Origin of the sequence: Saccharospirillum salsuginis (genome assembly GCF_014651855.1) — a bacterium.
GTDB classification, from domain to species: Bacteria; Pseudomonadota; Gammaproteobacteria; order Pseudomonadales; family Natronospirillaceae; genus Saccharospirillum; species Saccharospirillum salsuginis.
Map to the genome: position 1 here is coordinate 142024 of NZ_BMXR01000004.1, position 25091 is coordinate 167114.

The window sequence follows — 25091 nt, forward strand, 5'->3', positions numbered from 1 at the left end:
GGCTGGGCGATTACTCGCCCTTTACATTCCCGACATGAAGCCCGCACTCCTTCTGCGTGGCTTCTTCCCACCACCAGCGGCCTTCGCGCTCATGCTGACCGGGCAACACGGGGCGGGTGCAGGGTTCACAGCCGATGCTCACGAATCCGCGTTCGTGCAAGATGTTGTAGGGAATCTCCATCATCCGGATATAGTCCCAGACGTCTTTGGAACTCCAATTTGCCAGCGGGTTGTATTTAACCAGGTCGTCACCGCGACCCTGGAATGTCGCATCGCGTTGTACGTGCGGCACTTCCGACCGGGTGCTCGGGCTCTGGTCCTTGCGCTGGCCGGTGATCCAGGCATCCAGACCGCTCAGCGCCCGTTGCAGCGGCTCGATCTTGCGGATGCCGCAGCATTCTTCATGACCGTCCCGGTAAAAGCTGAACAAACCCTTTTCGCGAACCAGCGCCTGAACCGACTCGGCGCGAGGCGACATCAGTTCGATGTCGATTCCGTAATGTTCGCGCACCCGTTCGATGAAGCGATAGGTTTCGGGGTGCAGGCGTCCGGTATCCAGGGTAAACACCCTGGGCTTGTCCGTCAGTTTGCTCAGCAGGTCCACCAGCACCACATCCTCCGCGCCGCTGAAGGACACCGCGATGCGCTCATGGTTGGCCAGGGCCGTTTTCATGATCTCCCGGGGCGATTTCCCCGAGAGCTCCAGATTCAATTCAGTCAAATTCATTGTTTTGGCACGGTCGGTCGGTTTAAACGCGGTAAGCCTAGCACTCCCGTGCGCAGTCTAAAAATAACTGCATACCATATTGTTATTACATAACCAAAGCGCATAACGTGGAACACACAATGTTCCACGTGGAAAACGGACCGTGGAACAATTTTTGATCAATTCAACCCAGGTCCGACAGGCTTCCGGGGCAATACTGCGATTCGGAAAACGGCGTTGTCTTAACGATCCCATCCCTCTAATGTACCGGGTTTTACCATTGCAGCGCTGCACAGCACCCGGAACCGGTTCAGCGCGGGTCTCCGATGCGCCCGGAGCCGAGCCGGAGAAGCAGCCGAACCCACCATTCGATAGGAAACACACTGTGGAATTAGCCTGTCTGGACCTGGAAGGGGTATTGATCCCCGAAATCTGGATCGCCTTCGCCGAAAAAACCGGCATCGACGCCCTCAAAGCCACGACCCGGGACATCCCCGACTACGATGTTCTGATGAAGCAACGGTTGCGGTTGTTGGAGGACAACAACCTCGGACTCAATGAAATCCAGGCGGTCATCGCCGAACTCGAACCGCTGCCCGGTGCACGCGAGTTCATCGACTGGCTGCGCGAGCGCTTTCAGGTCGTCATCCTGTCCGACACCTTCTACGAATTCGCCTCGCCGCTGATGCGCCAGCTTGGCTTCCCGACCTTGTTGTGTCACAAACTCGAAGTCGCCGATGACGGGCGAGTCACCGACTACCGTCTGCGCCAAAGCGATCCCAAGCGTAAATCCATTCAGGCGTTCCACAGCCTGAATTATCGTTGCATCGCCGCCGGCGACTCCTACAACGACACCACCATGCTCAGTGAAGCCGACGCCGGCATTCTTTTCAATGCGCCGGACAATGTGATCGCCGAATTTCCGCAATTCCCGGCGGTGACGGGGTATGACAACCTCAAACAGGCGTTCATAGACGCCAGCGAGCGGCCGCTGAGCCTGTAGGGTGGGCACCGCCCACCATGGAAGAAAGCCATACCAGAGAGTGACCCACTGGCTGGAAATAGGAATGGTGGGCGGCCGATGTGTCGGACCATCCCACCCTAGGGGGTGGACTCAATCATCGATGCGGCCGAGGGCTTCCAGCAACTGTCGGACCTTGGTCGCACTCTCCTTATACTCCTCGTCACCGACGCTGTCGGCCACTATGCCGCCCCCACCGGAACAGACCAATCGATCGTGCTGCCGGACCAGCGACCGAATCAGAATATTGCTGTCAAAGCAGCCGTCATCGCCCAGCCAGAATGCCGAGCCGCAGTAGCTGCCTCGCGGCGCCAGCTCCAACTCTTCGATGATTTCCATCGCCCGGCGCTTCGGGGCTCCGGTGATGGAGCCACCGGGAAAGGCATCTCGCAGCGCATCCAGCGGCGTTGAGCCACTTTTCAGCCGTGCCGTGATGGTGCTCACCAGATGGTGGACATTGCTGAAGGTCTCGAGTTTGAACAGGTCCGGGACCTTGACCGAGCCGATCGCCGCATTCCGGGACAGGTCGTTGCGCAGCAAATCCACGATCATCAGGTTTTCAGCCCGGTCTTTTTCACTGGCCGACAGTTCTTCGGCTAATTGTCGATCCTCGGCCTCGGATTTTCCGCGCCGACGGGTCCCTTTAATGGGCTGGGTGGTCATCCGATCCTGATCGATGGTGATGAAGCGTTCGGGCGACACGCTGAGCAGGGTATGGTCGGCGGCTTTGTGATAGACCGAAAACGGGGCCGGCACGCGCTCGATCAGGTGTCGGTAGAGGGCCCAGTCCGAGACGTTTTCGGGCAGGGTCGCCCGCCACTGGCGGGTCAGGTTCGCCTGGTAGATATCGCCGGCGAGAATGTATTCCCGAATGCGCTCGAATCGATCCTGGTAGGTGGCTTCCGACATCAGGGACTGCCACCGCACCCGGGGAAGGCCTTCCAGTGGCGGGACCCCGGTGGAAGCACCACGCAGTGTCAAAGCCCGATCGCGAATGTCGGCCGGACAATCCTCATGAATCAGCAGCCAGGAGCGCCGGGTGTCGTGGTCGGTGACCAGGCTCCAGTCATAACGACCGACACAGGCGAGCTCGGCTCGGGGAGTGTGGCGGCCGGTCAGACTGTGCAATTCATAGCCGAGTTCGTAGTCGAGATGGCCGGCCAGGCCAGAGGAAAAAGGGATGTTCAGTCCCGGTCCGGGCCGGACCTGTTGCGCCAAAAAGCGGAAGAAGTCGTCGCAGTGTACGGACTCGGTGCCGAGCGGACGGTCGACCCGCACGCGTCCCTGTCCGAGGTAACGATAGCGTTCCGTCGGCCAGGCGGAGCACCACTCCCAGCGATGGCCGGGGCGCAGCGGCTGGCCGGAATGAAACCAGATGGCCCCGGGTTCATTCGCCAGGTGTTGAAAATAGGGCAGGGCTGATGCGCAATAGGGCAGTTCCAGGCGTTCCAAGACCACTTCTTCCTCAATGAAACCGGCCGCTATTCTAGCGTCTGGATGAAAAATTTCGCCCGGAATCGTGGCTTTAATGAAGATTCTTCTGTAATGCGGACAGTACTGCGCCGCAGATGGCCCCCAGCATCCCTCATGAGGGGTATCTGATTGATTCTGGAGTCGGGCGGGGGCAATAATGTGACTTTAGTCATAAAAATAAAAAACAGGAGCCTCAATGAGCACCGTACTCGTCATCGATGCGGCTTGCGATCTGCCGCGCCAGTTCATTGATGAACGCGACATTCAGGTGTTGCCGATTTCAATTCGAATCGACGAACAGACCTTTACCGACGACAAGGATGCTCGAACCTTAACCGATTTTTACGCCCAGGGTTTGCTGGGACGCGACCATGACGCCGAATCCTTGCCTTTCAGCGCCGAACAGATCGAGGCGCTCTTTCTCGACCGCATCGTCACGCAATATGACTTCGCACTGGTCCAGACCGTCAGTCGCAAACGCAGTCCTATTTTCGACAACGCCACCAAGGCGTCGCACAGCATCCTGCGCTCCTATCGGGAGGTACGTGCCAAGGCGGGTCGCGAAGGAGGTTTCGGGCTCCGGGTGATGAATACCGGAAGCCTGTTTTGCGGTCAGGGGTTACTGGCGGCCTTCACCAGCGACATGATTCGAATGGGCAAGTCCAAGAACGAAATCCTCAAGCTGACCGAGTCGATGCGTCACAAGGTGTATTCCTATCTGGTGCCACCGGATGTCTATTACATTCGTGAGCGGGCACGCAAGAAAGGGGACGACAGCGTCGGTATGATCAGCGCACTGGTGGCCAAGTCGTTCGATATCGTCCCGATTTTATGCGGTCGTGACGATGAAACCTTCCCGGTCGCGAAGGGGCGCGGGTTCAAGACCTCGGTGGACCGTTTGTTCCAGTATGCGATCAAACACATCCGGGCCGGCCTGTTTACGCCCTATGTCGTGGTCAGCATCGCCGGGGATCCGAATGACTTGCTGGCGTACGAATCGTTCCAGGAGTTGGAACGAGTGGCCGGCGAGCACGACGTGCGCGTGCTCAGTTGCGTCATGGGGCTGACCGGCGGCCTGAATGTCGGACCCGGCTGCGTTGGCCTGGCGCTGGCGGCCGAGGAGCACGAATTCGACGGCTAGGGAGCCGTTCCGGGGCTCCCTAGTCTTTCGTGTAGTAAACGCCCGGAATCCAGCTTTTATGGACCCGTGCCGTCCGATCGTGCTGGACGGCCTCGTCCGTCGCGAACAGGAAGTTCACCAGCCCCAGGCGCAACCGGTCGTTGGCCGCCAGTCGATGGCTGGTGACGGTTTCTTCGTTGACGAAGGTGCCGTTGGTGCTGTCCAGATCGACGATGCGGTGATGACCCGGGGTTTTCTCGTCGCCGGGTACCCACTCTATGCGCGCATGGAAACCGGATACGGTTCGGTCTTCGATTTGCAGGTCGTTGGCGGCATCCCGTCCCAGAGTCAGGGGGGCCTCGTCCAGCGCCACCTTGTGTTGCACGACTTCTTTGTTCAATTGCATCAATACGGCCACGGTGTTCTCCTCCAGAAGGGGTTGTCCCCGCTTCGTTCGTCCGGTATAGGTTACAGTATCCGATTTTCCGACATTGAGCAGCCGTTAACACAATGATGCAAGACCCCGAGCGGGCACCTCGACACACACGCATTTCAAGGCTGGCCATCTGGCTCGGTTTTCCCATCTCTATCGGGGTCGCTCTGCTGCTCGTGCTGTCCGGTTTCCCGATCGAGCGTGAACTGAACCAGCAGTGGCTACGCTGGACCACCGGCTGGTATTGGCACAGCGAGGCCTCCCCGGCCCGCTATACCCTTGCCTTGGAAGAACGAACGGCGCGCAGTCACATCACCTGGCCACAGGGTGACGAGCGTTGGCAATTGGGTCCCTTGTACGGACCTGTGCAACGGGATATGACCGGTGTCGCTCCCTGGTGGGACAATCTGCGTCCCGCTTTCGTCTTGAAGGGACTGCCGACTGCACGGCTTAATCCACCCCGCGCCCTGTCGGATCGCTACTGGCAGCCGGCCGACCACGGTTACAAGTCCCTAGTGTATCGCACCGACATGGGGCTGGTGTTCGATGCCCAGTTAACGCTCCTGGAGGCCGATGCCGATTGGCGATACCGACCCGGCCTGGGGCTTGTGGGCGGAAACGGTCAGCTCGACACGAATTGGCGTGGCGGGCTCCTGTTGCTCGACTTCGCGGTACCGGAGCCGGTACGGGACGCTCTCGGCGAGCGACCGTTACCCAGCGTCTCCAGTGCCCATGGGGCCGGCATTCAGGCATTGCGCGAACACTGGGCTTTGCAACAGGGGTTTTATCTGGTCGAACCGTTCTGGTTGACGATGATCGCGGCCATCGCGGTGGTGTTACCCTGGCTCTGGCCCGGTCTGGTGAGTCGGCGCCCCTGGGCGGCTCCGGTGCTGATGGCGGCCATGGTTCTGCTCAACCTTGGACTGATCGTCGGTCTGAAGCTCTGGTGGCCGCTCTGGTACCCGTTGGTGTCGGTCGGCCTGGCCGGTGCTTGGCATCGGCGGTATCGGCAACACCTGCAATCGTATCGGGATCTTGAGGAGCGCTATCGAACCCTGGGGCTTTCCTGGTTGCGGCATCTGCTCGACAACGGCAAAACCGAAGCCGGGCAGCGGTTTCTGGCCTCCGACTCCGCCTTGAGCCGGTCCCGGGATCTGACCTACGAATTGGCCCAGGGGTTCGAGCGCCGTCGCCAGTACAGCCAGGCGTTGGACTGTCTGGATCGCATCGCCGAGCACGACCCGGACTTCAGGGATGTCAGCGAGCGCCGCCGTCGTCTGCGGCCCATGGTGGACGGTCAGCAGACCGTTACCCTGGGTCAGGAATCGCGTGGGCTGACACTCGGGGAGGGCGTTCAGGCGCCCGAACTGGGGCGCTACCGTATCGTCAGGGAGGTCGGTCGGGGTAACATGGGCGTTGTGTATGAGGCCGAAGACCCGAAGATCAACCGCCGGGTCGCCATCAAGGTGGTCCAGCTCGATGCACTGGATGCCGACGACGCCGAAGCCGTCAAGCAGCGCTTCTTCCGGGAAGCCCAGGCCGCCGGTCGCCTGAATCACCCCAGTATCGTCACCGTTTTCGATGTCGGCGAAGAGCATGACCTGGCTTACATCGCCATGGATCTGCTGCAGGGCGAACCGCTCTCCAAGCGGCTGGACGACCGTACTCTGCCCGGGATCGATCAGGTCTGTCTCTGGTTGTCACAAGCCGCCGACGCCCTGGACTTCGCCCACCGCAACGACATCATCCACCGGGACATCAAACCGGCGAACCTGTTCATCGATCGCGTCAGCGGCCGTCTGAAGATCACCGATTTCGGCGTGGCGCGTATCGCCGGGCTGCGGCAAACCCAGACCGGCATTGTGCTGGGCAGCCCGTCCTACATGGCGCCGGAACAGATCCGCGGGGAACCGTTGACCGGAGCCACCGATATATTCAGCCTGGGTGTAACACTGTACCAATGTTTGTGCGGTCGATTGCCGTTCGAGGGGGAAACCTTGCCCGCACTGGCCTATGCTATTACACACAACCAACAGGAGAGTCCGAAAAAACACAATCCAGACGTTCCCGTGGCGCTGGTTCGCATTGTGAACAAGGCGCTGAAGAAAGACCCGGCCGAACGCTACGCGTCCGCCGGTGACATGGCACAGGCTCTGGCCAGATGGGCCGGGGCCGGCGAGTAACCAGGGCTGCCCAAGCCCGGTTGTCGAGACCAGGAGACGCTATGCACGCATCCGCTCTGGAAGATACCGATCGCAAGATCTACGTACTGGACACCAATGTTCTCATCCACGATCCCAGCGCCGTTTTCAACTTCGAGGAGCACCAGGTACTGATTCCCATGGTGGTGCTGGAGGAGTTGGACAAACTCAAGATTGGCAACGCGTCGGTCGCCGCCGACGCGCGCCAGGCCGTGCGCACGATCGACGGCGTTCTCGGCCCGGCCACGCCCAATGACATCATGCAGGGCGTGGGCATAAAGCGGGTCACAGGCGATGTTCAGGGAACATTGTCGATTCTGATGCCGATCACCGAATCCCCCGTCATGCTGCCGGCCCACAGCAACGACAACCGCATCATCAACGATCTGCTGGCCTTGCAGCAGAAACAGCCGGAATACCGGGTCATCCTGGTGACCAAGGACATCAACATGCGGCTCAAGGCCCGAGGCAGCGGCCTCGAGTCCGAGGATTATCACAACGATCAATTGATCAGCGACATCGACAGCCTGACGACGGGCTACCACAGTCTGGAAGGCAGTTTCTGGGAACAACTCGAGGCCGTGGCGCCTCAGACCATGAGCGGGGAGCGGTATCACGTCGTCAAGCGGGACGTCCTGGAAGAAGTGCTGGGGACCTCGTTTTTCGTCAATCAGTTCTTTTACGATGAAAAAGAATTCGTCGGTCGCATTTACAAGGACGACGGAGAACACGTCGCTCTCGAATTGTTGAACTCCGGTTCGCTGATGCGTCAGAAGGCCTGGGGGTTGAGCCCGCGCGACCTGTATCAGGCGATGTCGATGTACCTGCTGTTCGACCCGGAGGTTGACCTGGTCGCCCTCAACGGCTCCGCCGGCAGCGGCAAGACGATTCTGGCGCTGGCCTGTGCGCTGGAGCAGACAATGGAGACCAAGGTCTACAAACGCATCATCGCCACCCGCAGCACCCGGGGACTGGACGAAGACATCGGTTTTCTGCCCGGCACCGAGGCGGAAAAGATGCAGCCCTGGCTCGGCGCTTTTACCGACAACCTGGAAGCTCTGCATGCCGAGGATTTCGACCCCAGCAGCAGTCAGCACTTTGTCGGCGCCAAGGTGCCATTGCAGTTCAAGAGCCTCAATTTCGTCCGTGGGCGCAGTTTTCAGCAGAGCTTCATGATCGTGGACGAGGCCCAGAACCTGACGCCGCACCAGATCAAGACGATCATTACCCGGGCCGGGCAGGGTACAAAAGTCATCTGTCTGGGTAACCTGGCACAGATCGACACGCCCTATCTCGGGGCGACCAGCTCAGGTCTCGCGTACATGAGCGAGCGATTCAAGGGCTTCCAGCATGCCGGCTCGGTCACGCTCAAGGGGGTTGCGCGGAGTCGACTGGCCGCCTATGCGGAATCGCACCTGTGATGCAACCGGCGCACGGTGGGCTGTTCACCCACCGTGTGTCGGATATCTTGACAAATTCTTTGCGTCTCTCTTTCATGGCTTTCATACTGGACGTATCATAGTCCGGTGGTTCAAGGGTGAGGTAAGCGTGTGATCCAAATTATCGTGGTTGACGATCATGACCTGGTCCGGATGGGCCTGGTTCGCCTGCTCGATGATGCAAAAGGGATCGAAGTCATCGCGGAGGCCAACAGTGGCGAGGCAGCCATCGAGCTGGCCAAAGAAAAAGAACCGGATGTCATTCTGATGGACGTCCGCATGCCCGGTATCGGCGGCATTGAAGCCACCCGGAAAATTCACCGTCAGTTTCCGGACATCAAGGTCATCGCCGTAACGGCGTGCGGCGACGATCCGTTTCCATCGCGCTTGCTGCAGGCCGGTGCGGCCGGGTATCTGACCAAGGGCGCCTCGACCGAGGAAATGGTTCGGGCGATCCGAACCGTAACCGCCGGTCAGAAGTACCTGACGCCTAACGTGGCCCAGAAACTGGCCTTGCAGAGCGTCGGGGAGGGCGGTTCGCCCTTTTCGGAGCTGTCCGACCGGGAAATGCAGATCGCCACCATGATCTGTTCCTGCAAAAAGGTTCAAGAAATCTCCGACAAACTGTGCCTGAGCCCGAAAACGGTCAATACCTACCGCTATCGGATATTCGAAAAACTGGAAATCTCCAGCGATGTCGAACTGACACACCTGGCCATTCGCCACGGCCTGCTGGAACCCCAGGAGATGGTTTAAAAAAGAGGGGTATGATTCCATGGGCCGGAAGTTGATATACTTCCGGCCATGACCGAAGCCATCACTGCCTTTGACCACAAAGCCTACCTCAAGCACCTGACCAACCGCCCGGGCGTCTACCGCATGTACGACGCCGAGGGGACGCTGTTGTATGTCGGCAAGGCCAAGAACCTTAAAAACCGGGTCTCCAGTTACTTTCGCAGCCGGGGGCTGACCAACAAGACGGTCGCCCTGGTCAATCGCATCCATCACATCGAAACCACGGTCACCCACAGCGAGACCGAGGCGCTGCTGCTCGAGCAGACGCTGATCAAGGAACACCGCCCGCCGTACAACATTCTGCTGTTGGATGACAAATCCTACCCTTACATCAAGCTCTCCAGCGATAACGACTGGCCCGGACTCTACGTGCATCGGGGGTCGAGACGCGGAAACGCCGAGTATTTCGGGCCCTATCCGAGTGCCAGCGCGGTACGCGAGAGCCTGGCGATACTGCAGAAGGCGTTCAAGGTTCGTCAGTGCGAGGACAGTGTCTTCCAGAATCGGCAGCGGCCTTGTCTGCAGTACCAGATCAAACGCTGCAAGGCGCCGTGCGTGGGTTTTGTCAGCGAGGAGGAATACCGGGCGGATCTGGAAAAGACCCGGGCTTTCCTGCTGGGTAAGAATCAGAGCCTGATCGAGACTCTGGAAACCGAGATGGATCGGGCCGCACACGAACTCGATTTCGAGACGGCCGCCGAGGTCCGCGATCAATTGCTGTATCTGCGCAAGGTTCAGGAACAGCAATACGTGTCCAGCGACAAGGGCGATGTCGATGTATTCGCGCTCGAAGCCATCGACGCCGGGGTTTGCGTGCACTATCTGATGATCCGACAAGGGCGGCTACTGGGAAGCCAGAGCTTCTACCCGAAACCGGGTATCGAGGACGAGCCCGAGCAGATCATGATGAGCTTTCTCGCCCAGTACTATCTGGGGCGCAGCCACGAGGATTGTCCGCAAAGCGTCCTGGTGAACGTACCGGTGACGGAAAAAGCCTGGCTCGAAGGCGCACTGGCGGAACGGTTCGGCCGCAAAGTGACGTTGCAGTCCTCGGTTCGAGGACGTAACGCTCGCTGGCTGGAACTGGCCCAGACCAATGCCCGCGAACAGTTGCAACACCGGATCAGCCATCGTCAGCAGGTGGTGCAGCGGTTCGAGGCGTTGCAACAGGTGTTGGACATGGACGCCATGCCCGAACGCATCGAGTGTTTCGACATTTCTCACAGCAGCGGCGAAGCCACGACGGCCAGTTGTGTCGTCTTCGACCAGAATGGTCCGAACAAGTCGATGTACCGGAAATTCAATATCGAAGGGGTGGCCGCGGGGGACGACTACGCCGCCATGTCCCAGGCCATTGAACGGCGCTACAGTCGGTTGCAGAAGGAAGAGGCCAGGTTGCCGGACCTGTTGATTGTCGACGGCGGCAAGGGTCAGATGAAGATGGCGCGGGAAGTCATGAATGAGTTGGGCGTCACCATTCCGTTGTTGGGTGTGGCCAAGGGCGAAACCCGAAAGCCGGGGATGGAAACGCTGTTTTACGAGTCGCCGGACCGGGTGATTCAGCTTCCCAATCATGCGCCGTCACTGCATCTGATCCAGCATATCCGGGACGAAGCGCACCGATTCGCCATCACCAGCCATCGGGCACGGCGTGGCAAGGCGCGCATCGGCTCCGTGCTGGACGACATTCCGAAGGTGGGGGCGACCCGGCGCAAGGCCCTGATCCGACACTTCGGCAGCGCCCAGGGCGTCAAATCGGCGAGTACGGAGGAAATTGCCCGTGTTAAAGGCATTTCAAAGGCGTTGGCCACCGAGATCTACGAACATCTGCACAGCCGATAACCACCGACGGGTAAGGTGACCGGTGGTACTTTACAGTGTTAATGAAACCTGAAATGCTACCGCGCATTTCGCCCTTACCGGCGCCGTACCGGCGATATTAAGGCCCTCAATAAAGGACCGCTATGAACATTCCCAACATTCTGACTCTGTTTCGCATTCTGATGATCCCGATTTGTGTCGGTGTCTACTATCTGCCCCAGGTCTGGGCCCCCTGGTTGGCCTCGGCCATCTTCCTGGCCGCGGCGATCACCGATTGGTTCGACGGGTATCTGGCCCGCAAGCTGGAGCAGAGTACGCCGTTCGGTGCCTTTCTGGACCCTGTGGCCGACAAGTTGATCGTCGCCGCCGCCCTGGTGGTTCTGGTGGAAAGCCACGCTAGTCTGTGGATGACGCTGCCGGCCGTGGTCATCATCGGCCGGGAGATCGTGATTTCCGCCCTGCGGGAGTGGATGGCGGAATTGGGCAAGCGGGCCAGTGTGGCCGTGAACATGCTGGGCAAGGTCAAAACCACCTTGCAGATGACCGCCATCGTTATTTTGCTGAGTCAGGATCCCACTCAGGATACCTGGCTCGAAGGGCTGGGCTTGTTGGCCCTGCAAATCTCGGCGGTATTAACGCTCTGGTCGATGATCGTCTATTTGCGAGCTGCCTGGCCGGTTTTGCGACCAAAAGCGACGGAATAAGCTGAAGATTCTCTAAGTGCTTAAAATCAAAGGAAAATTATTGACGCCCAGAAACTAAGCCCTTAGAATTCGCCCTCGTTGTTCGGGGAGATCCCGGACAACGATAGTAAAGCGGGAATAGCTCAGTGGTAGAGCACAACCTTGCCAAGGTTGGGGTCGCGAGTTCGAATCTCGTTTCCCGCTCCAAGTTCATTAGGGAACTGTTGGCAGGAACCTTGGGGTCACGACCGGAATGCCGGCCATCGGCATGCCGACCAGTCGACTCACGGTTTCCCGCTCCAAATCTGCACAAGCAGGTTTTTATTAAGGCTGGATGGCAGAGTGGTCATGCAGCGGACTGCAACTCCGCGTACGCCGGTTCGATTCCGACTCCAGCCTCCACTCCCTCTCTCCCCAGAGGTGCCAAGTCGACCTTGACCCAGGGTCGCACGCTGCCAAGCGATACGCCCGGGTGGTGAAATTGGTAGACACAAGAGACTTAAAATAACTTGCCTTTTCTACCGATACCACACGAAACCCGCATAGTAGAGCGGTTTTAGGGCAGAAAGGGAAGAGAAAGAACGTTTTACAACGTTTTACAAAATTGGTTCGCTCGGGTGGTGAAACTGGTAGACACACAAGACTTAAAATCTTGAGGGGTTCGCCCCGTGCGGGTTCGAGTCCCGCCCCGAGCACCACACCAACACCGCGCCAGACGCTCAGAAACACCCCTGAGAGCCGGTTTCTCACTTCACACGACCCAACCCCCGCCTGTATAGTCAAACAGTGTCCTATCAAGGAATAGCACTGTGATTCGAGCATCCTTAGCACTTACCGCACTTTTAAGCTTGTCTACGGCTTCTACGGCAGAGACCGGCCTTAACCTTTACCAATCGTGCAAACTGGCTCAGAAAGCGATTAGCGGCCAGCATGATGGGCTTAGCAATGAACAGTTCATGAAAGCTATTCAGTGCGCCAGTATGGTTGAAGGGATGAGGTACATGGCAGATCTTTACAGAACCATTGACCAAGGCTTAATACTTGCTTGTATACCAGATGGAAAGTCAACGGGTGACATTGTTGATTCAATTGTCTCATACATAGAAAGTGACCCTGAGTTACTTGATATGGATGAATCGATGGTTGCTACCAGTGCATTAACTCGTTCTTACAAATGCAATTGACCTGTATATAACTGTTTCAGAGGGCTTATGTTTTTTACTGTGAAGTATGCCAAAGCGTTGAAGCAACTGGGGCTGGACAATTCAGTATTGAATAGCAGTGAAAGAGAAGCGCTGTTAAATTATGGACAAGAACTAAAAAAAGATGGAATAACGCCCCACCAAGCCGCGCTAGGTGCCTTCTGTCACTTTTTCGAGATTAAAGTTAAATCAAACCCATCAATTGTATATATGGGGAGTTTTGCCCAAGCAACTTTTGTGGAATGGATGAGCGCTGGGAAGATCAGAGAAGAAGACATGATTTATGCATCAGAAAAAATAACCAACGCTTTGAACGAAATTGGAAGTTAGGCTCATGGAATGTAAGCGCTGTTTTAAATTACAGAGTAGGAATAATTTGTAATGACATTTGAAGACCCTAACCCTTACGCACGTAATTTGATAATAATATCACTGATGTTCATATTTTATAATTGGCTGGAACTGTCACCGCCAGACCAAACTACATTCAATATTCTATTTAATAAGTTCGAGATTGGAAACACTAAGCCACTGAAAATAATTCCTTGGATATTTTTGGCATGGTTTCTTTTCCGGTTCTGGCAAGAATCCAGCAAGAAGTTGCTTTTTGCTTATACAGCTCAATTTCAAAGAATGGATATAAGTGATAAAAGAAAACAAAAGTTTAAAAGACTTGCTGAAAAAAACTTTAAGGAAAAGGACTCCACACAGCTATTTGAAGAATTTGGTCAACCACATGACGATGATCCAATTAGCTTGAATGTTCATCACCTAATCATTACAAAAGAATGCCCGTTTAAGCTAATGTACGTAGCTTCCTTTGAAAAAAGGGTCAGGCGTGGTTCTAGTGGTAAACATTTTTACATCAACGTACCATATAGGTATTTTTTATTTCCAATAGCAAAAAAGTCGTTTGAGTGGTTTGTTAGAGATAAAAATGCGGCTAAGGAATTGATTCCTTATTTATTGGCGTTTTTAGCCATTTTAAGTGGATTAGACATTGTGTTTTGTTCATAAAAAAAGAGACCTAAAAAGGTCTCTTTTGTTCAATCACTTAACGGATTAAAGTGCGTAATAAAACACTTTACCCTCATATCCAGCGGCGTCTGTAGAATCGATACAGCCTGATATTCCTTCCGCATTACCTACCGCAGCAGCTAAATCAGCAGCAGTTGCAACAGAAACGGTTTTTTCAAACGCATCACATACAGCAGCACCAACATTTTCTGAAATAACATAACCACTTTCTTCTACAAAAGTATCAAACTCAGATACAGGAACTTGCTTCAAGTAATTTTCAGCAACCAATACCTCATCCCAAGTTTGTGAATTACTATTAGTGTCAGTAACGCCAGCTAGTGTAGCGGCATTTGCTGTTGTTGCAGCTTCACCATTTTCAGCACGGTAAAGTGTCATAGCGGCTTCGATTTGAGAACCTTGGTTAGTTAATGTAGCAGCGGAAGCCTCTTCACTACCATTTGAGAAAGCGTCACCACCGTAATAAACGGATACGCCAGCCAATGCAACGGCTAAGATAATCGCTAAGATTGAAATAATTAATGCAAACATGTTGTTTTCCTCTTTTTCTTATTTTTGTTTTATTATCGTTGAATAAATCAACATGCTTTCAATTAAACATTAAAATATCAAAAGTCAAGTATTATGGTAATTATAGAAATTTTCCATGATACTATTGACACAAATAGAAAATAAATTAATTTATGTTGTAGGGGCTTTCCTCCCCTTTTGTTGTTAACCCTCAATTTTGAATTATCAAATGCGAGGGTTTTCTTTATTTAACAAACAATTGCTAAGACGTTTTAAAAGCCCTTCAAGGGCTTTTTTTTTGAGTTGTTATCATGGTTGAAAAAATTGAATGGGTTGTATAAAAATTTATACATAGATGTTCAGTGAAACTGGACATTAATGTTTAGTCTCACTGGACATAGATTTTAAAACAAAATTACCTTTATACTATTAGTATTATTATTGTCGAATGATTTAAAAGTATTAATTTTATGGGTTTAATAAATAAAGCCCTTGATGGGCTTTCGTGAAAAATTCGTTTAAAAGGTGTTTCTATTACTATTTATTACAGTTTACTATTCCACTACAATCAATATTTGGAAACGGCGAACCTGGATTATCATTTAAGTATAAATAATCTAAATTGTTTAAGTTATTGATTGTATTGGGTACAGTGCTTAATTGGTTATTATAAAGGTAAAGGTGAGTCAAACTCGTTAAATTACCTATACTGTTTGGTACAGTGCTTAATTGGTTATTATGAAGGTAAAGGTAAGTCAAATTCGTTAAATTACCTATACCGTCTGGTACAGTGGTTAGTTGGTTATAACGAAGGTGAAGGTAAGTTAAACTCGTTAAATTACCTATACTTTCTGGTACAGTGGTTAGTTGGTTATTATAAAGGTAAAGGTGAGTCAAACTAGTTAAATTACCTATACTTTCTGGTACAGTGGTTAGTTGGTTATTATAAAGGTTAAGGCTAGTCAAATTCGTTAATGATCCTATTTCTTCTGGAACTATTGTCAAGTTGTTATTATTCATATTCAAAGAAACTTGGTTACACCAATTATCAGAACTATAATTGTATCCAGACCAAGAATTTAAAATATTTACCGTTTCGCTGGTGATGGCTCCATCATCCTCACATGTATCACCCGTATATTGATAAGGTTGGGTTTCACTTCCACCCCCTAAGTTAATATCTTCAGAATATGGAAGTGTTTTTGATGGGGTAGGTATTTTTATATTGAATGTCGTGGCAAATGCTATTGGAAATAATGCCGCAATAACCAAGAATTTTTTCATGATATTAGCCTTTTTATTTTTATCTTGGCATATTTTCATAAAAAGTAAATATTATGATATTAATGCTTAATTTAAAACGAGAGCATAACCAATGATTAAATTAAAATTAATCAAAGTATTAAAAAAATTTAATCAGAATATTAAATATTTTTAATCAAACACATTCCCAGTTTTTGCGTATTTTAAAGGCTTATATATGAATTTTGACCAAAACTCCCTCTTATCTCTTTATACTTCTGATATGTAGGCTTCAGAACTATGCACAATAGTTCTGCTCATTAATGAACATTTTAAGTGGATAGGTTGTTCATTAAATTGAATGTGTAATGCTTTTTAACCTAACATTAATGTTCAGATTAAGTGTTTTAATGTCTCTAAAACCCGCATTCCACCGTTACCCCCTATCACCCTTTCTGCGGCTCTACTATGCGGGTTTCAGAAGTTTTTTTTAAAAAAATGAATCATTAATGAATACTCTGAGTATTCATAGGTTTGTCAAAAATGTTGATTTTATGGGATTTTTACAAAATTCTCTTTTTATATTCTTATATGAAGATTTTTTTAACAAAATAGATTTCAAGATTATGAAATTCACAAAAACAGAAATTCTTAACAAAAAAGATGCTTGTTTTCTTATAAATTTTCTTTTTACAAATATTCAGACAATAAAGGTTTCAGATAAACAATTCTGAGAGTTGCTTCGCAACCCATCAGATTGTTTTTTTATTGCGCTTCGCGCCTTTCTGAATTGATGATTGATGGCGTTTTTAATGCGATTTAAGGGCTTGTTTTAACTTACTTGACTGTTACCCCTTCTTTTTTGTTTTAACACGCGAGAAGGGCAAAATATGAAGCCACATGACCCATTGCCACGGTATTCAAATCAACAAACAACAGAAAATCTCCGATTTTCCTTTCAGAAATGCGCGAAGCGCTTAAACAGGTTAATGGACAGCTCGCCTGTCTATTAATCCTGTTATTTGTAAAATTCTTTGTTCTCTCTCATTTTATTAATACGGCCAAATTATGATTTTGAGCGGTCAATTTATTGGCCGCTTTGATGTCATGATAAAAAAGAAATTTTATAAAACCCAGAAATCAAGAAAACTATTAAGAAAATATTATCTAATAAGAAAGTTTTTCATTTTTGATATTTTCCAAAATATCGAAAACTAATAAGTGAAGAAATTTTGTTTTCAAAAAAATAGTAATTTAGTCATGTTCCTCGCCAAGGTTAAAAATGGGTCTAAATATATAAGAGGGTAGAAATCTCGATTTTTGTTGATTTTACAAGGAAAAACACGAATTGACCCTAATCGCTGTGATTAGAAAGTCTAATCGCTGTGATTAGAAAGTCTAATCGCTGTGATTAGAAAGTTATTGTTTTTTGGATTAATTTCTAATTTGGTTTTTATAAAAAGTCTAATCATAGCGATTAGAGTTTTTTGTTTTTATTAGCAAAATACTAATTGGTTTTAATTAGGTGTTGAAAAAAATATAGATTAGTGTATATATAAAATAATAAATAAAAATGAGGGCTATATGGAAAGAAAAAAGAAAGTAGTAAGGTCAATAGAAAAACAAACGATTAATGAAGAAACTGGTGAAGTTAAGCAAAGTAGTAGAGAGAATATAGTTCACTTTCCAAGTGAACCACCTTACGTTAAACTCTATTTAGAAGATATAGAATATCTATATCAATTATCAAAAAATTCGCACCGCGTATTGTTCGAGTTAATTAAAAGAATGGACTATGAAGGATTGGTTGTTCTTAATTCGAGCATTAAAAAAGTAATAAGTTCACGAGTTGGTTATAGAACCGTTGCCAGCCTTGATAATTACATATCAAAAGAATTGATTAAAAAAGGTATCTTTAAAAGAGTAGATACAGGAGTTTATCAACCCAATCCGAACTTGTTTGGAAGAGGAGAGTGGAAGGATATTAAAAAGAAACGCGATGGTTGGATTAAGATAGATTATAAAGATGGTGAAAGGGTTATCAAGAGCAGCCTTTCAAGTTAATTAAAATATCTTTTGATATAATTTATAATCAAGCTCCCGTTAGGGAGTCTTTTTTTATCCCCCTTCAATACGTTACTCATAAAATCGGACCCTTGCATTTTCAAAAAATATGATAATATGTCAGTGTACCGACTTTTTTTATTCGCCAAAATCGAAAAAGGTTTAATAAATAGGATTTTTGGTTTTTCTATTTAGTCGATACATGCGGTTTTTCAGGAACGTCAGTAACAAGCTATGGTTTCCGCCCCACTTTTTGTTCCAAAAAGATGAGACTCCAACCGCTTGTAAACTTTAAAAAGTTTAATCAAATGAAAGACCCGGCGCATTTTCAATGCGTAAAATTGAACTAAAAATGCCCCCTCAGAGGGGTCAATTTTATTCAATTTAATGACAGAATATCGCATCGTTTTAATGTGTGTTTTGTCACCAATAATAATAAAAAATAGGTGGCATATGTCCCAGGTTTTAACATCAACAGCGCTTATGCGTATGGTCAATTTTACCGCTCGAAGTGTAATCGATATGGCTAAAATTGAAAGCAGTGTGGGCCATTCATTGCGCATGGAAAACACAGAAGAAAGACGTAAAGGTTTAGAGTGGGATAAGGATAAAACACACAGAGATTTGGTGTATATCCCTGAACTTTTTGGAGAGGAAAAAACATCATTAGATACATTTAACGAACAAGGGAAAAGGGATATTCAAAAGTACATTTTGGATCATGTTCATAAACTTCAACCGAGGACACCAGAAGACCTACAAACAGAAATTGATGACCTCTTAAAGAAGATGAGAAAGAAACGTTCATCAATTAAAAAGTTTGCTAAACCATACCCAGATTTATACGAAAAATTAGTTCCATTGGTTGACAAGCAAAACGAAGAATTTTCAGAAGATGAACTAAACGAATGCATTGAATTGATTAAAAGTAGTGACATGAAGCGTGTTAATCAGCGTGTTAAATCCATACAGGATTATTTTGATTTGCACGTTCAAAGAGAAGCGCTCAAACAGCAAAGAAACGATAAAACGGCCATAAATAACGCGGTACTACAAGAGACAATATTAAAACTTCCAAGTACTCCTTTGGGTAAAGTGTCAAACGACTTTTTCATTGAAGCGTTGAAGAACTTTTATAGTGAATATTATCCAGACTATTACATAAAAGCGATTTTCTTCCATGGGTCAGAAACTTACCCAGAAAAGGACGAAAAAGGCGATTTAACAGGGGAAGAACTGGGTGCACACAGTCACATCATGGTAAACACAAGAAACGCCAAAACAGGCAAATATGACCTGTTGCAAGCACAGAAGAAAAAAGCGATTGACTACATATTAAACCACCCAGACGAGTTTCCAGATATCAATAAAGACCTTTTAAAACCTAACCTCATATTGCACAGAAGAAAACGAAAAAACGACGTATTACAACCATTAACTTCACAAGAAGCCAGAGAAAATAAAGAAATGAGAAGGGCTTTAAGTCGTATGGGTGAAGCACATCAAAAAATGATTTTTAGGTTCTTAAACAAGCAATTAAAGCCATACAGGATTAATGTTCAAAAAGTCGTTTATGACACTGATGAAAAACAAGAGAAAAAACGCAACATTGACAGAGAATCGAAACTCAGAAAATCAGAAAGAGAATTTAACTATCTCAATCAGAAAATCAGTGACTTGAAAGACGAAGCTAAATCAGCGAAAGAACAAAAGCGCGATGCATTAAAAGTATTGGAGCAGGCTGAAATACACACAAAACAACTCAGTAATTACATTAAAATGAGAGAAGATAGTTTAGAACTCAGAGAAGACGAAATAAGGCGCTTAAATGAAGATTTTGACCAACGACTAAAAGAAGCACAAGAACAGCTTGAAAACAAGTATCCGTACTATTTCGAAAATGCTGAAACCATTGATAAGGCCGTTGAACAGGTTGAGGGAATGAAGGCCATGAGGGACGTTGTAAACCGCGTAGAGAAAATAGCGGCTGATGATACCCATCCGCTTAAAAAAATGCACAGGAAAGCATACAGAGCCTCTAAGAGTTATCGCAGTGCATTTGACTGGGCTAAAGGAAAATACTATGAGATATACAAGACCATAAAGGGCGAAGCCCACAAAAATGACCCATCTAATAAGCGTAAAAGCGTTATTAATTTCGTTTCTGATACTTTGAAAAACAGGCAGAAAAATAAACTTTAAAGGTTGTATTTAATGAGTGGCATGATTTAATAGTATCAAAAAAGAGGTAGGTTATGCGCTCAGAAGAAATATTGGAGTTCTTTATTGCACAGGGAAAGGCAGAGAAAGTCCCTTTTTTTAATGGAACGCGATATTATACAAAATGGAGTGATGAAGACGCTTACGTAATTTATCTTTCAGCAGTGATAGAAGAATTAAGAGATAAGATAACTGTTGACTAAAAATTAAACAGTGTTATATAGGTAACATCATACAAAACAAACAACGTATGATGGAGGGTAATGATATGGGTAAACTATCAGGAGTATCCTACGACGAGTTGTTTCATGATGCTTATTTTGCTTCAAGAATAGAATTAGATGAAATATGTAGACTTCATGCAATTAATCCAGAGAATCACCCAGATTTGATTCATGAGATGGCCGAAGCTGTTGAAAATGGCGCATCACTGGAAAAGTGTTTTGAACGTATCCAATTGGCTGACGAATATCAGTATTTAAAAGGTTTAAAGAAAGGGCATTTTGGATCACAAACTAAAAAACACACAATACATTGAAATAAGGGGCATGCGCCCCTTTTTATATCATCTGTTCAGCAAGTATGATGGTTTTATTTTTATCATAGTAACGCTTAATCATTGCCTCTGATGTTCCACAATTCTTAGCGATTAAATAACTCGCTTTTCCTTCCTTCAATTTTTGAGTTATAAACGTATGGCGAAATGAATAAAGAGTCTGGTTTTTTAGGTTTAAATTGCAGTTTTCTTCTAAAAATGTTCTATACTGTTGCCAGACTTTATCAAAATTGGGTTTGTTGTCATTATAGGCAAAAATAAACCTGTTTCTTTGAGATTTGGCAAGGTCAGATAATGGCTTAACAACGTAATCCGCTGATACTGTTTTAATGGCTGTATTTTGTAATTCTCTTATTGCATCATTGTTAATTATAACGTGTCGTGCATCGTCTTCTGTTTGCGTCTTTCCTGATTTAATTAAGAGTGTGTAAAACTGATTTTCATCAACACTGTGAAGAATAAATTCATTTTTATAAAACTGCGCATCTTTTTGTGTATGTAGTTTCAAATCGCCCCATTTTGAATTACATAATTCGTCTCCAGGTCGGCAGCCAGTAGCCACCATTAGGCGAATGAAGTGCATAAACATGATGCGGCGTTGTTGTGCGTCTTTTCTATTTGTTGATTGAATAAAAGAACTTAAATTCTGATTGTCAAAAATAATATTCAATTCATCATCATAGAAAAAATTACGCGCTACTTGTTGGCGACGATGTTTGTTCAGAGATTTAGGGAATTTAGGTGCATCTTGGCGCTTAATCATTTTTTCAAAAATAGCGCGGTCAATGGCTGAATTAATAATGGTTTTTAAATTCTGAAAACGCGTGTAACCACAGGTTTTGTCTGTGTCAGACATATAAAAATCAAATATGTCTTTTTCGTGTAGTTCAGTAATATTTTTGTCTTCAAAAAATGGTTTTAACAGTGAGTCAATAAGATTAGCGTATTTCTTTGAGGTATCTGTATTTTTCTGAATATATTCTTCTTTTAATAAATCTAATATTTGATTGAATTTTACATAATTCTGAAAGACCGGAAGTCCTTTTTCTATGTCATTTTCAGTAGATAGATAGATTTTCCACGCTTTCCGCGTTGCTTCTTTCTTGTCTTTCGTTTTTAGCGAGAACTGGCGCTTTTTGAAGGGAGTAGGGTGGTCGAAGTTGGAAAAATTGATGTAGATATACCAGTTGCCGCCTTCATACTGTGTATAGATGGCAAGGCCATCATCAAGCCTGATATACTCACCCTTTGAACCACTCATCTTTTACAAACCTTTTTACAACGGCTTTGCCGGTTGGTCTGAAAGGTGCGAGATAGAGCGGTTTTTGTCAAGTGGCAGTTAACTTAAAATCTCTCGACCTATTTGGTCGTGCCGGTTCGAGTCCGGCTCCGGGCACCATGTGACTCTTCCCCTGAAACGAATCCCTTAACCGCAGATCTGAATCTACCCGATGCAATAGGTAGCCGGCCTGTTTGCGGGGTGCCGCACGGTGCCCTGTTGTCGAGTAAGAGAAAAAAAATCGCATCCCTGCGACAGACAAAGGAGGGGGATAGAATCCCTTGTCTGTATTCCTTCAAAACTAAAATGCCAGGCTCATTTGCCGATCCTGGTCACGATCGAGCGAGACTGTTTCGTATTCCAGCGGTTTGGCTGGAACGGGTTTGGTGCCGCCGAGTTGGCGCAATACAAAAGCAACGCTTCCGCCTCGTTCGGCGGCGGCTTTGAGGCGTTCGCGGTGCGCGTCGTCGAATTCGCGACCCAGCCACGCCAACACGGCGCTGCTCATGCCGTTCGAGAGCATCTGTTCCAGAGTGCGCCAGTAGTCCTTGATCGTCTTGGTATGAATAACCAGGATCTTGCGCGTATCGACACCCGCCCGGGCCAGCAACCGCTCGTTGGGGATGCAGGGCGGGGCGACCAGGGTAATCCATTTGTGTTCGCGGCTGAGTTCGGCCAGTGTCGGCACCAGCAGACGCAGTTGATCGCGACTGTCGGCCTGGCAGAACACTTCTGTCAGTGTGCCTCGAGGCAGGCTGGATGCGGCCGGGGCCGCTTCACGGCGGGCCGCACGGGTAGATGGGCCGTGTACGACGCTCGGTTGCCACGAGCTGTGGCGGCTTGCCGGGTGCGGAAAATGCAGGGCCTGGGCGTTGTGGTTGAGTGACATCGTGACGACCTCCGTAACTGTGTAAATATACAGTACCTGTATTTATATACAGTCATTTGGCGTGTGTCAACTGCATGGAAGAACTGTCTGGCATATCTCCGGTTTTGGAGTTCGGGATGGTGAGGTGGAGGTAGCTTGGGTCGGACACAAAAAAGGCCCCGGATGGGGCCTTAGTGGAAAGTCGGGGCTGGCAATCAGCGCTGCTCGAACAACGGCCGGGCATTCACGTCGGCTTGGTAACGGACGCTGAAGGTTTCCAGAAGCCGGGCCGTGGTGCCCGCTTCCTGTTCGTTGCGACAGGCGAAGGCGTTGACGCCGCACCGTTTCAGGTAGAATGCCTGGTCGGGCAGAAAATCACCAATGGCGCGGATTTCACCGTCATAGTTATGACGTTCGCGCAGCAACCGGGCCTTCGAGAAGCCGCGGCCATCGGCGAATTTCGGGAAGTGCAGGGCGACCAGCTCGAGTTCGTCGAGCAGATCGACCACGTCTTCGGCGAATTCGGCGTCGTTCAGCCAGACACCGACGGTACGTCCGCTCGCCCGCCATTCATCCCGCTGCTCCCGATAGTAGGCCAGCGGCAGTATAACCGGGCCCTGATCGGGAATTCCGCCATCCGCCTCGACCAGCGTCCAGGGATCGTCGGCGACAGTCTGTCCGTCCTTAATGAGATGTTGCATAGATGCGCTCCTTGAACGGATCCAGTCCGAGACGTTCGACGGTATCGATAAAGGGTTCGTCTTCGCGACGCCGGTCGACATAGACCTGAACAATCTTCTCGACCACATCCGGGACCTGGTCCGCCTTGAAGGACGGTCCGACGATTTTTCCGACCCGCGCATTCAGTCCGGAGTCGCCGCCGAGGGAGATCTGGTAGAACTCCTCGCCTTTCTTGTCGACGCCGAGAATGCCGATGTTGCCGATGTGGTGATGACCACAGGCGTTCATGCACCCTGAGATGTTCAGATCGACATCGCCCAGATCGTAGAGATAGTCCAGATCGTCAAACCGGGCCTGGATGGACTCGGCGATCGGGATCGACTTGGCGTTCGCCAATGCGCAGTAGTCACCGCCCGGGCAGCAGATGACGTCGGTCAGCGTACCGATGTTCGGAGTGGCGAAACCGTATTCCTTGGCTTGGTACCACAAATCCAGCAGTTGGTCCTGGCGGACATCGGCCAGGATCAGGTTCTGCTCGTGGCTGACGCGCAGTTCGCCGAAGGAATAGGCATCGGCCAGTTTGGCCGAAGCCCGCATTTGATGAGCGGTGCAATCACCCGGAGCATAGCCGACTTTCTTCAGTGACAGGGTCACCGCCGCGTAACCCGGGCGTTTGTGCAGATAGACGTTCCGGTCCAGCCAGCGGGCGAACCCGGGATGCTGGGCTTTCTGTTCCTCCAGCAGGGCATCGGCGTCGTCGAGTTCGACATAGTCCGGATCGACGAAATGACGGGCTACCCGTTCGATTTCGGCTTCGGTCAAGGTGCCCGGCCCATCCTTCAGGTGCGCCCATTCGGCTTCGACCCGACGGGTGAATTCCTCGACCCCCAGGGCCTTCACCAGGATCTTGATCCGGGCCTTGAATTTGTTGTCCCGACGGCCCTGCAGGTTATAAACCCGTAGAATGGCGTCCAGATAGGTCAGCAGGTGTTCCTTCGGCAGGAACTCGCGCACCAACTGGCCAACCAGGGGCGTCCGGCCCAGGCCACCGCCGACATAGACCCGAAAACCCAATTCGCCGGCTTCGTTGCGGTTCAACTCGACGCCGATGTCGTGGAAACGCACCGCCGCACGATCGGACGAGGGGCTGCCATTGACCGCAATCTTGAACTTGCGCGGCAGGAAGGCGAATTCCGGATGGAAGGTGGACCACTGGCGAATCAGCTCGCACCAGGGGCGCGGATCGTCGATTTCGTCGCGCAGCACACCGGCGAACTGGTCGGTGGTGGTGTTGCGGATGCAGTTGCCGGAGGTCTGGATGGCGTGCATCTGCACCTCGGCCAGGCCGGCCAGAATGTCGGGTACGTCTTCCAGTGCCGGCCAGTTGAACTGGACGTTCTGGCGCGTGGTGAAATGGGCGTAGCCTTTGTCGTAGGTCTCGGTCAACTCAGCCAGCTTGTTCAGTTTGGCGGATGACAGCAGACCGTACGGAATGGCGATGCGCAGCATGGGCGCATGTCTCTGGACGTACAGACCGTTTTGCAAGCGAAGCGGCAGAAATTCGTCTTCGGCAAGCTGACCATCCAGATAGCGCTCAGTCTGCTCCCGGAACTGAGCGACGCGTTCATCAACCACTCTCTGGTCGAACGAATCGTAGACGTACATGAAATCAACCTGTCTGGTTTTGGGTATTTGGTCCGTGACTATACCTAAGGAGGCTTATTCCATGAATGATTTAA

General features: G+C 49.7%; 22 protein-coding genes, 3 tRNA genes and 1 pseudogene. 17 read left to right on the plus strand and 9 right to left on the minus strand.

What is annotated here, in order from left to right; translation table 11 throughout:
• Positions 1 to 10: 10 nt before the first annotated feature.
• A pseudogene (locus IE111_RS09045) lies at positions 11 to 733 on the minus strand (phosphoadenylyl-sulfate reductase); the annotation flags it as partial.
• A gap of 358 nt (positions 734 to 1091) precedes the next feature.
• On the opposite strand from IE111_RS09045, the gene thrH reads away from it, so the two are divergent.
• Positions 1092 to 1709 carry a bifunctional phosphoserine phosphatase/homoserine phosphotransferase ThrH gene (gene thrH, locus IE111_RS09050; protein WP_189608240.1) on the plus strand — a complete coding sequence of 206 codons (618 nt, stop codon included), beginning with the start codon at positions 1092 to 1094 and terminating at the stop codon, positions 1707 to 1709.
• A gap of 111 nt (positions 1710 to 1820) precedes the next feature.
• On the opposite strand, the gene pabB is transcribed toward thrH, so the two are convergent.
• A complete protein-coding gene (pabB, locus tag IE111_RS09055) occupies positions 1821 to 3179 on the minus strand; it encodes an aminodeoxychorismate synthase component I (protein WP_189608241.1) in 1359 nt (452 codons plus the stop codon).
• A gap of 217 nt (positions 3180 to 3396) precedes the next feature.
• On the opposite strand from pabB, the gene IE111_RS09060 reads away from it, so the two are divergent.
• Entirely contained in the window at positions 3397 to 4341 is a 945-nt protein-coding gene (locus tag IE111_RS09060; protein WP_189608242.1) for a DegV family protein, read from the plus strand.
• Positions 4342 to 4360: 19 nt separating this feature from the next.
• On the opposite strand, the gene IE111_RS09065 is transcribed toward IE111_RS09060, so the two are convergent.
• Positions 4361 to 4738 carry an FHA domain-containing protein gene (locus tag IE111_RS09065; RefSeq protein ID WP_189608243.1) on the minus strand — a complete coding sequence of 126 codons (378 nt, stop codon included), beginning with the start codon at positions 4736 to 4738 and terminating at the stop codon, positions 4361 to 4363.
• Between the two features lie 92 nt (positions 4739 to 4830).
• Between IE111_RS09065 and IE111_RS09070 the strand changes: the two genes are divergently transcribed.
• The 11 genes from IE111_RS09070 to IE111_RS09120 all read left to right on the plus strand — a co-directional run bounded on the left by IE111_RS09070 (position 4831) and on the right by IE111_RS09120 (position 13911).
• Complete coding sequence (locus IE111_RS09070) at positions 4831 to 6936, plus strand: serine/threonine-protein kinase (RefSeq protein WP_189608244.1); 2106 nt, start codon at positions 4831 to 4833, stop codon at positions 6934 to 6936.
• Between the two features lie 41 nt (positions 6937 to 6977).
• A complete protein-coding gene (locus tag IE111_RS09075) occupies positions 6978 to 8375 on the plus strand; it encodes a PhoH family protein (RefSeq protein ID WP_189608245.1) in 1398 nt (465 codons plus the stop codon).
• A gap of 129 nt (positions 8376 to 8504) precedes the next feature.
• Positions 8505 to 9149: a UvrY/SirA/GacA family response regulator transcription factor gene (gene uvrY / locus IE111_RS09080; RefSeq protein WP_189608246.1), complete on the plus strand. Its 645-nt coding sequence runs from the start codon at positions 8505 to 8507 to the stop codon at positions 9147 to 9149.
• Positions 9150 to 9197: 48 nt separating this feature from the next.
• On the plus strand, positions 9198 to 11030 hold the full coding sequence (gene uvrC, locus IE111_RS09085) for an excinuclease ABC subunit UvrC (protein ID WP_189608247.1): 1833 nt from the start codon (positions 9198 to 9200) through the stop codon (positions 11028 to 11030).
• Positions 11031 to 11152: 122 nt separating this feature from the next.
• Complete coding sequence (gene pgsA / locus IE111_RS09090) at positions 11153 to 11713, plus strand: CDP-diacylglycerol--glycerol-3-phosphate 3-phosphatidyltransferase (protein ID WP_189608248.1); 561 nt, start codon at positions 11153 to 11155, stop codon at positions 11711 to 11713.
• A 111-nt stretch (positions 11714 to 11824) separates the two neighbouring features.
• A tRNA-Gly gene (locus IE111_RS09095) sits at positions 11825 to 11899 on the plus strand.
• Between the two features lie 121 nt (positions 11900 to 12020).
• A tRNA-Cys gene (locus IE111_RS09100) sits at positions 12021 to 12094 on the plus strand.
• A gap of 209 nt (positions 12095 to 12303) precedes the next feature.
• Positions 12304 to 12390: transfer RNA gene (locus tag IE111_RS09105), tRNA-Leu, on the plus strand.
• Between the two features lie 111 nt (positions 12391 to 12501).
• A complete protein-coding gene (locus IE111_RS09110) occupies positions 12502 to 12876 on the plus strand; it encodes a Rap1a/Tai family immunity protein (protein WP_189608249.1) in 375 nt (124 codons plus the stop codon).
• A gap of 27 nt (positions 12877 to 12903) precedes the next feature.
• Positions 12904 to 13224: a hypothetical protein gene (locus IE111_RS09115; RefSeq protein ID WP_189608250.1), complete on the plus strand. Its 321-nt coding sequence runs from the start codon at positions 12904 to 12906 to the stop codon at positions 13222 to 13224.
• Positions 13225 to 13275: 51 nt separating this feature from the next.
• Positions 13276 to 13911 carry a hypothetical protein gene (locus IE111_RS09120; RefSeq protein WP_189608251.1) on the plus strand — a complete coding sequence of 212 codons (636 nt, stop codon included), beginning with the start codon at positions 13276 to 13278 and terminating at the stop codon, positions 13909 to 13911.
• Between the two features lie 45 nt (positions 13912 to 13956).
• Here IE111_RS09120 and IE111_RS09125 read toward each other — a convergent pair whose 3' ends face one another.
• The gene (locus tag IE111_RS09125; RefSeq protein ID WP_189608252.1) at positions 13957 to 14463 is read right to left on the minus strand and encodes a hypothetical protein; all 507 of its coding nucleotides are present in this window, start codon (positions 14461 to 14463) and stop codon (positions 13957 to 13959) included.
• A gap of 516 nt (positions 14464 to 14979) precedes the next feature.
• The gene (locus IE111_RS09130; protein ID WP_189608253.1) at positions 14980 to 15726 is read right to left on the minus strand and encodes a leucine-rich repeat domain-containing protein; all 747 of its coding nucleotides are present in this window, start codon (positions 15724 to 15726) and stop codon (positions 14980 to 14982) included.
• Between the two features lie 1542 nt (positions 15727 to 17268).
• Between IE111_RS09130 and IE111_RS09135 the strand changes: the two genes are divergently transcribed.
• The 4 genes from IE111_RS09135 to IE111_RS09150 all read left to right on the plus strand — a co-directional run bounded on the left by IE111_RS09135 (position 17269) and on the right by IE111_RS09150 (position 20506).
• Positions 17269 to 17748, plus strand: coding sequence for a replication/maintenance protein RepL (locus IE111_RS09135; RefSeq protein WP_189608254.1), 480 nt, complete (start codon positions 17269 to 17271; stop codon positions 17746 to 17748).
• A 522-nt stretch (positions 17749 to 18270) separates the two neighbouring features.
• On the plus strand, positions 18271 to 19950 hold the full coding sequence (locus IE111_RS09140; protein WP_189608255.1) for a coiled-coil domain-containing protein: 1680 nt from the start codon (positions 18271 to 18273) through the stop codon (positions 19948 to 19950).
• A gap of 53 nt (positions 19951 to 20003) precedes the next feature.
• Positions 20004 to 20171 carry a hypothetical protein gene (locus IE111_RS09145; RefSeq protein WP_189608256.1) on the plus strand — a complete coding sequence of 56 codons (168 nt, stop codon included), beginning with the start codon at positions 20004 to 20006 and terminating at the stop codon, positions 20169 to 20171.
• A 65-nt stretch (positions 20172 to 20236) separates the two neighbouring features.
• The gene (locus IE111_RS09150) at positions 20237 to 20506 is read left to right on the plus strand and encodes a hypothetical protein (RefSeq protein WP_189608257.1); all 270 of its coding nucleotides are present in this window, start codon (positions 20237 to 20239) and stop codon (positions 20504 to 20506) included.
• Between the two features lie 22 nt (positions 20507 to 20528).
• Here IE111_RS09150 and IE111_RS09155 read toward each other — a convergent pair whose 3' ends face one another.
• The 4 genes from IE111_RS09155 to IE111_RS09170 form a co-directional block, all read right to left on the minus strand.
• Entirely contained in the window at positions 20529 to 21785 is a 1257-nt protein-coding gene (locus IE111_RS09155) for a site-specific integrase (protein ID WP_189608258.1), read from the minus strand.
• Between the two features lie 319 nt (positions 21786 to 22104).
• Positions 22105 to 22692 carry a cell division inhibitor SulA gene (locus IE111_RS09160; RefSeq protein ID WP_189608259.1) on the minus strand — a complete coding sequence of 196 codons (588 nt, stop codon included), beginning with the start codon at positions 22690 to 22692 and terminating at the stop codon, positions 22105 to 22107.
• 194 nt (positions 22693 to 22886) lie between these two features.
• Complete coding sequence (locus IE111_RS09165; protein WP_189608260.1) at positions 22887 to 23372, minus strand: DUF934 domain-containing protein; 486 nt, start codon at positions 23370 to 23372, stop codon at positions 22887 to 22889.
• Positions 23356 to 25017, minus strand: a complete 1662-nt coding sequence (locus tag IE111_RS09170) for a nitrite/sulfite reductase (RefSeq protein ID WP_189608261.1) — start codon at positions 25015 to 25017, stop codon at positions 23356 to 23358. Before IE111_RS09170 ends, IE111_RS09165 begins: the two co-directional genes overlap by 17 nt.
• Positions 25018 to 25091: the final 74 nt, after the last annotated feature.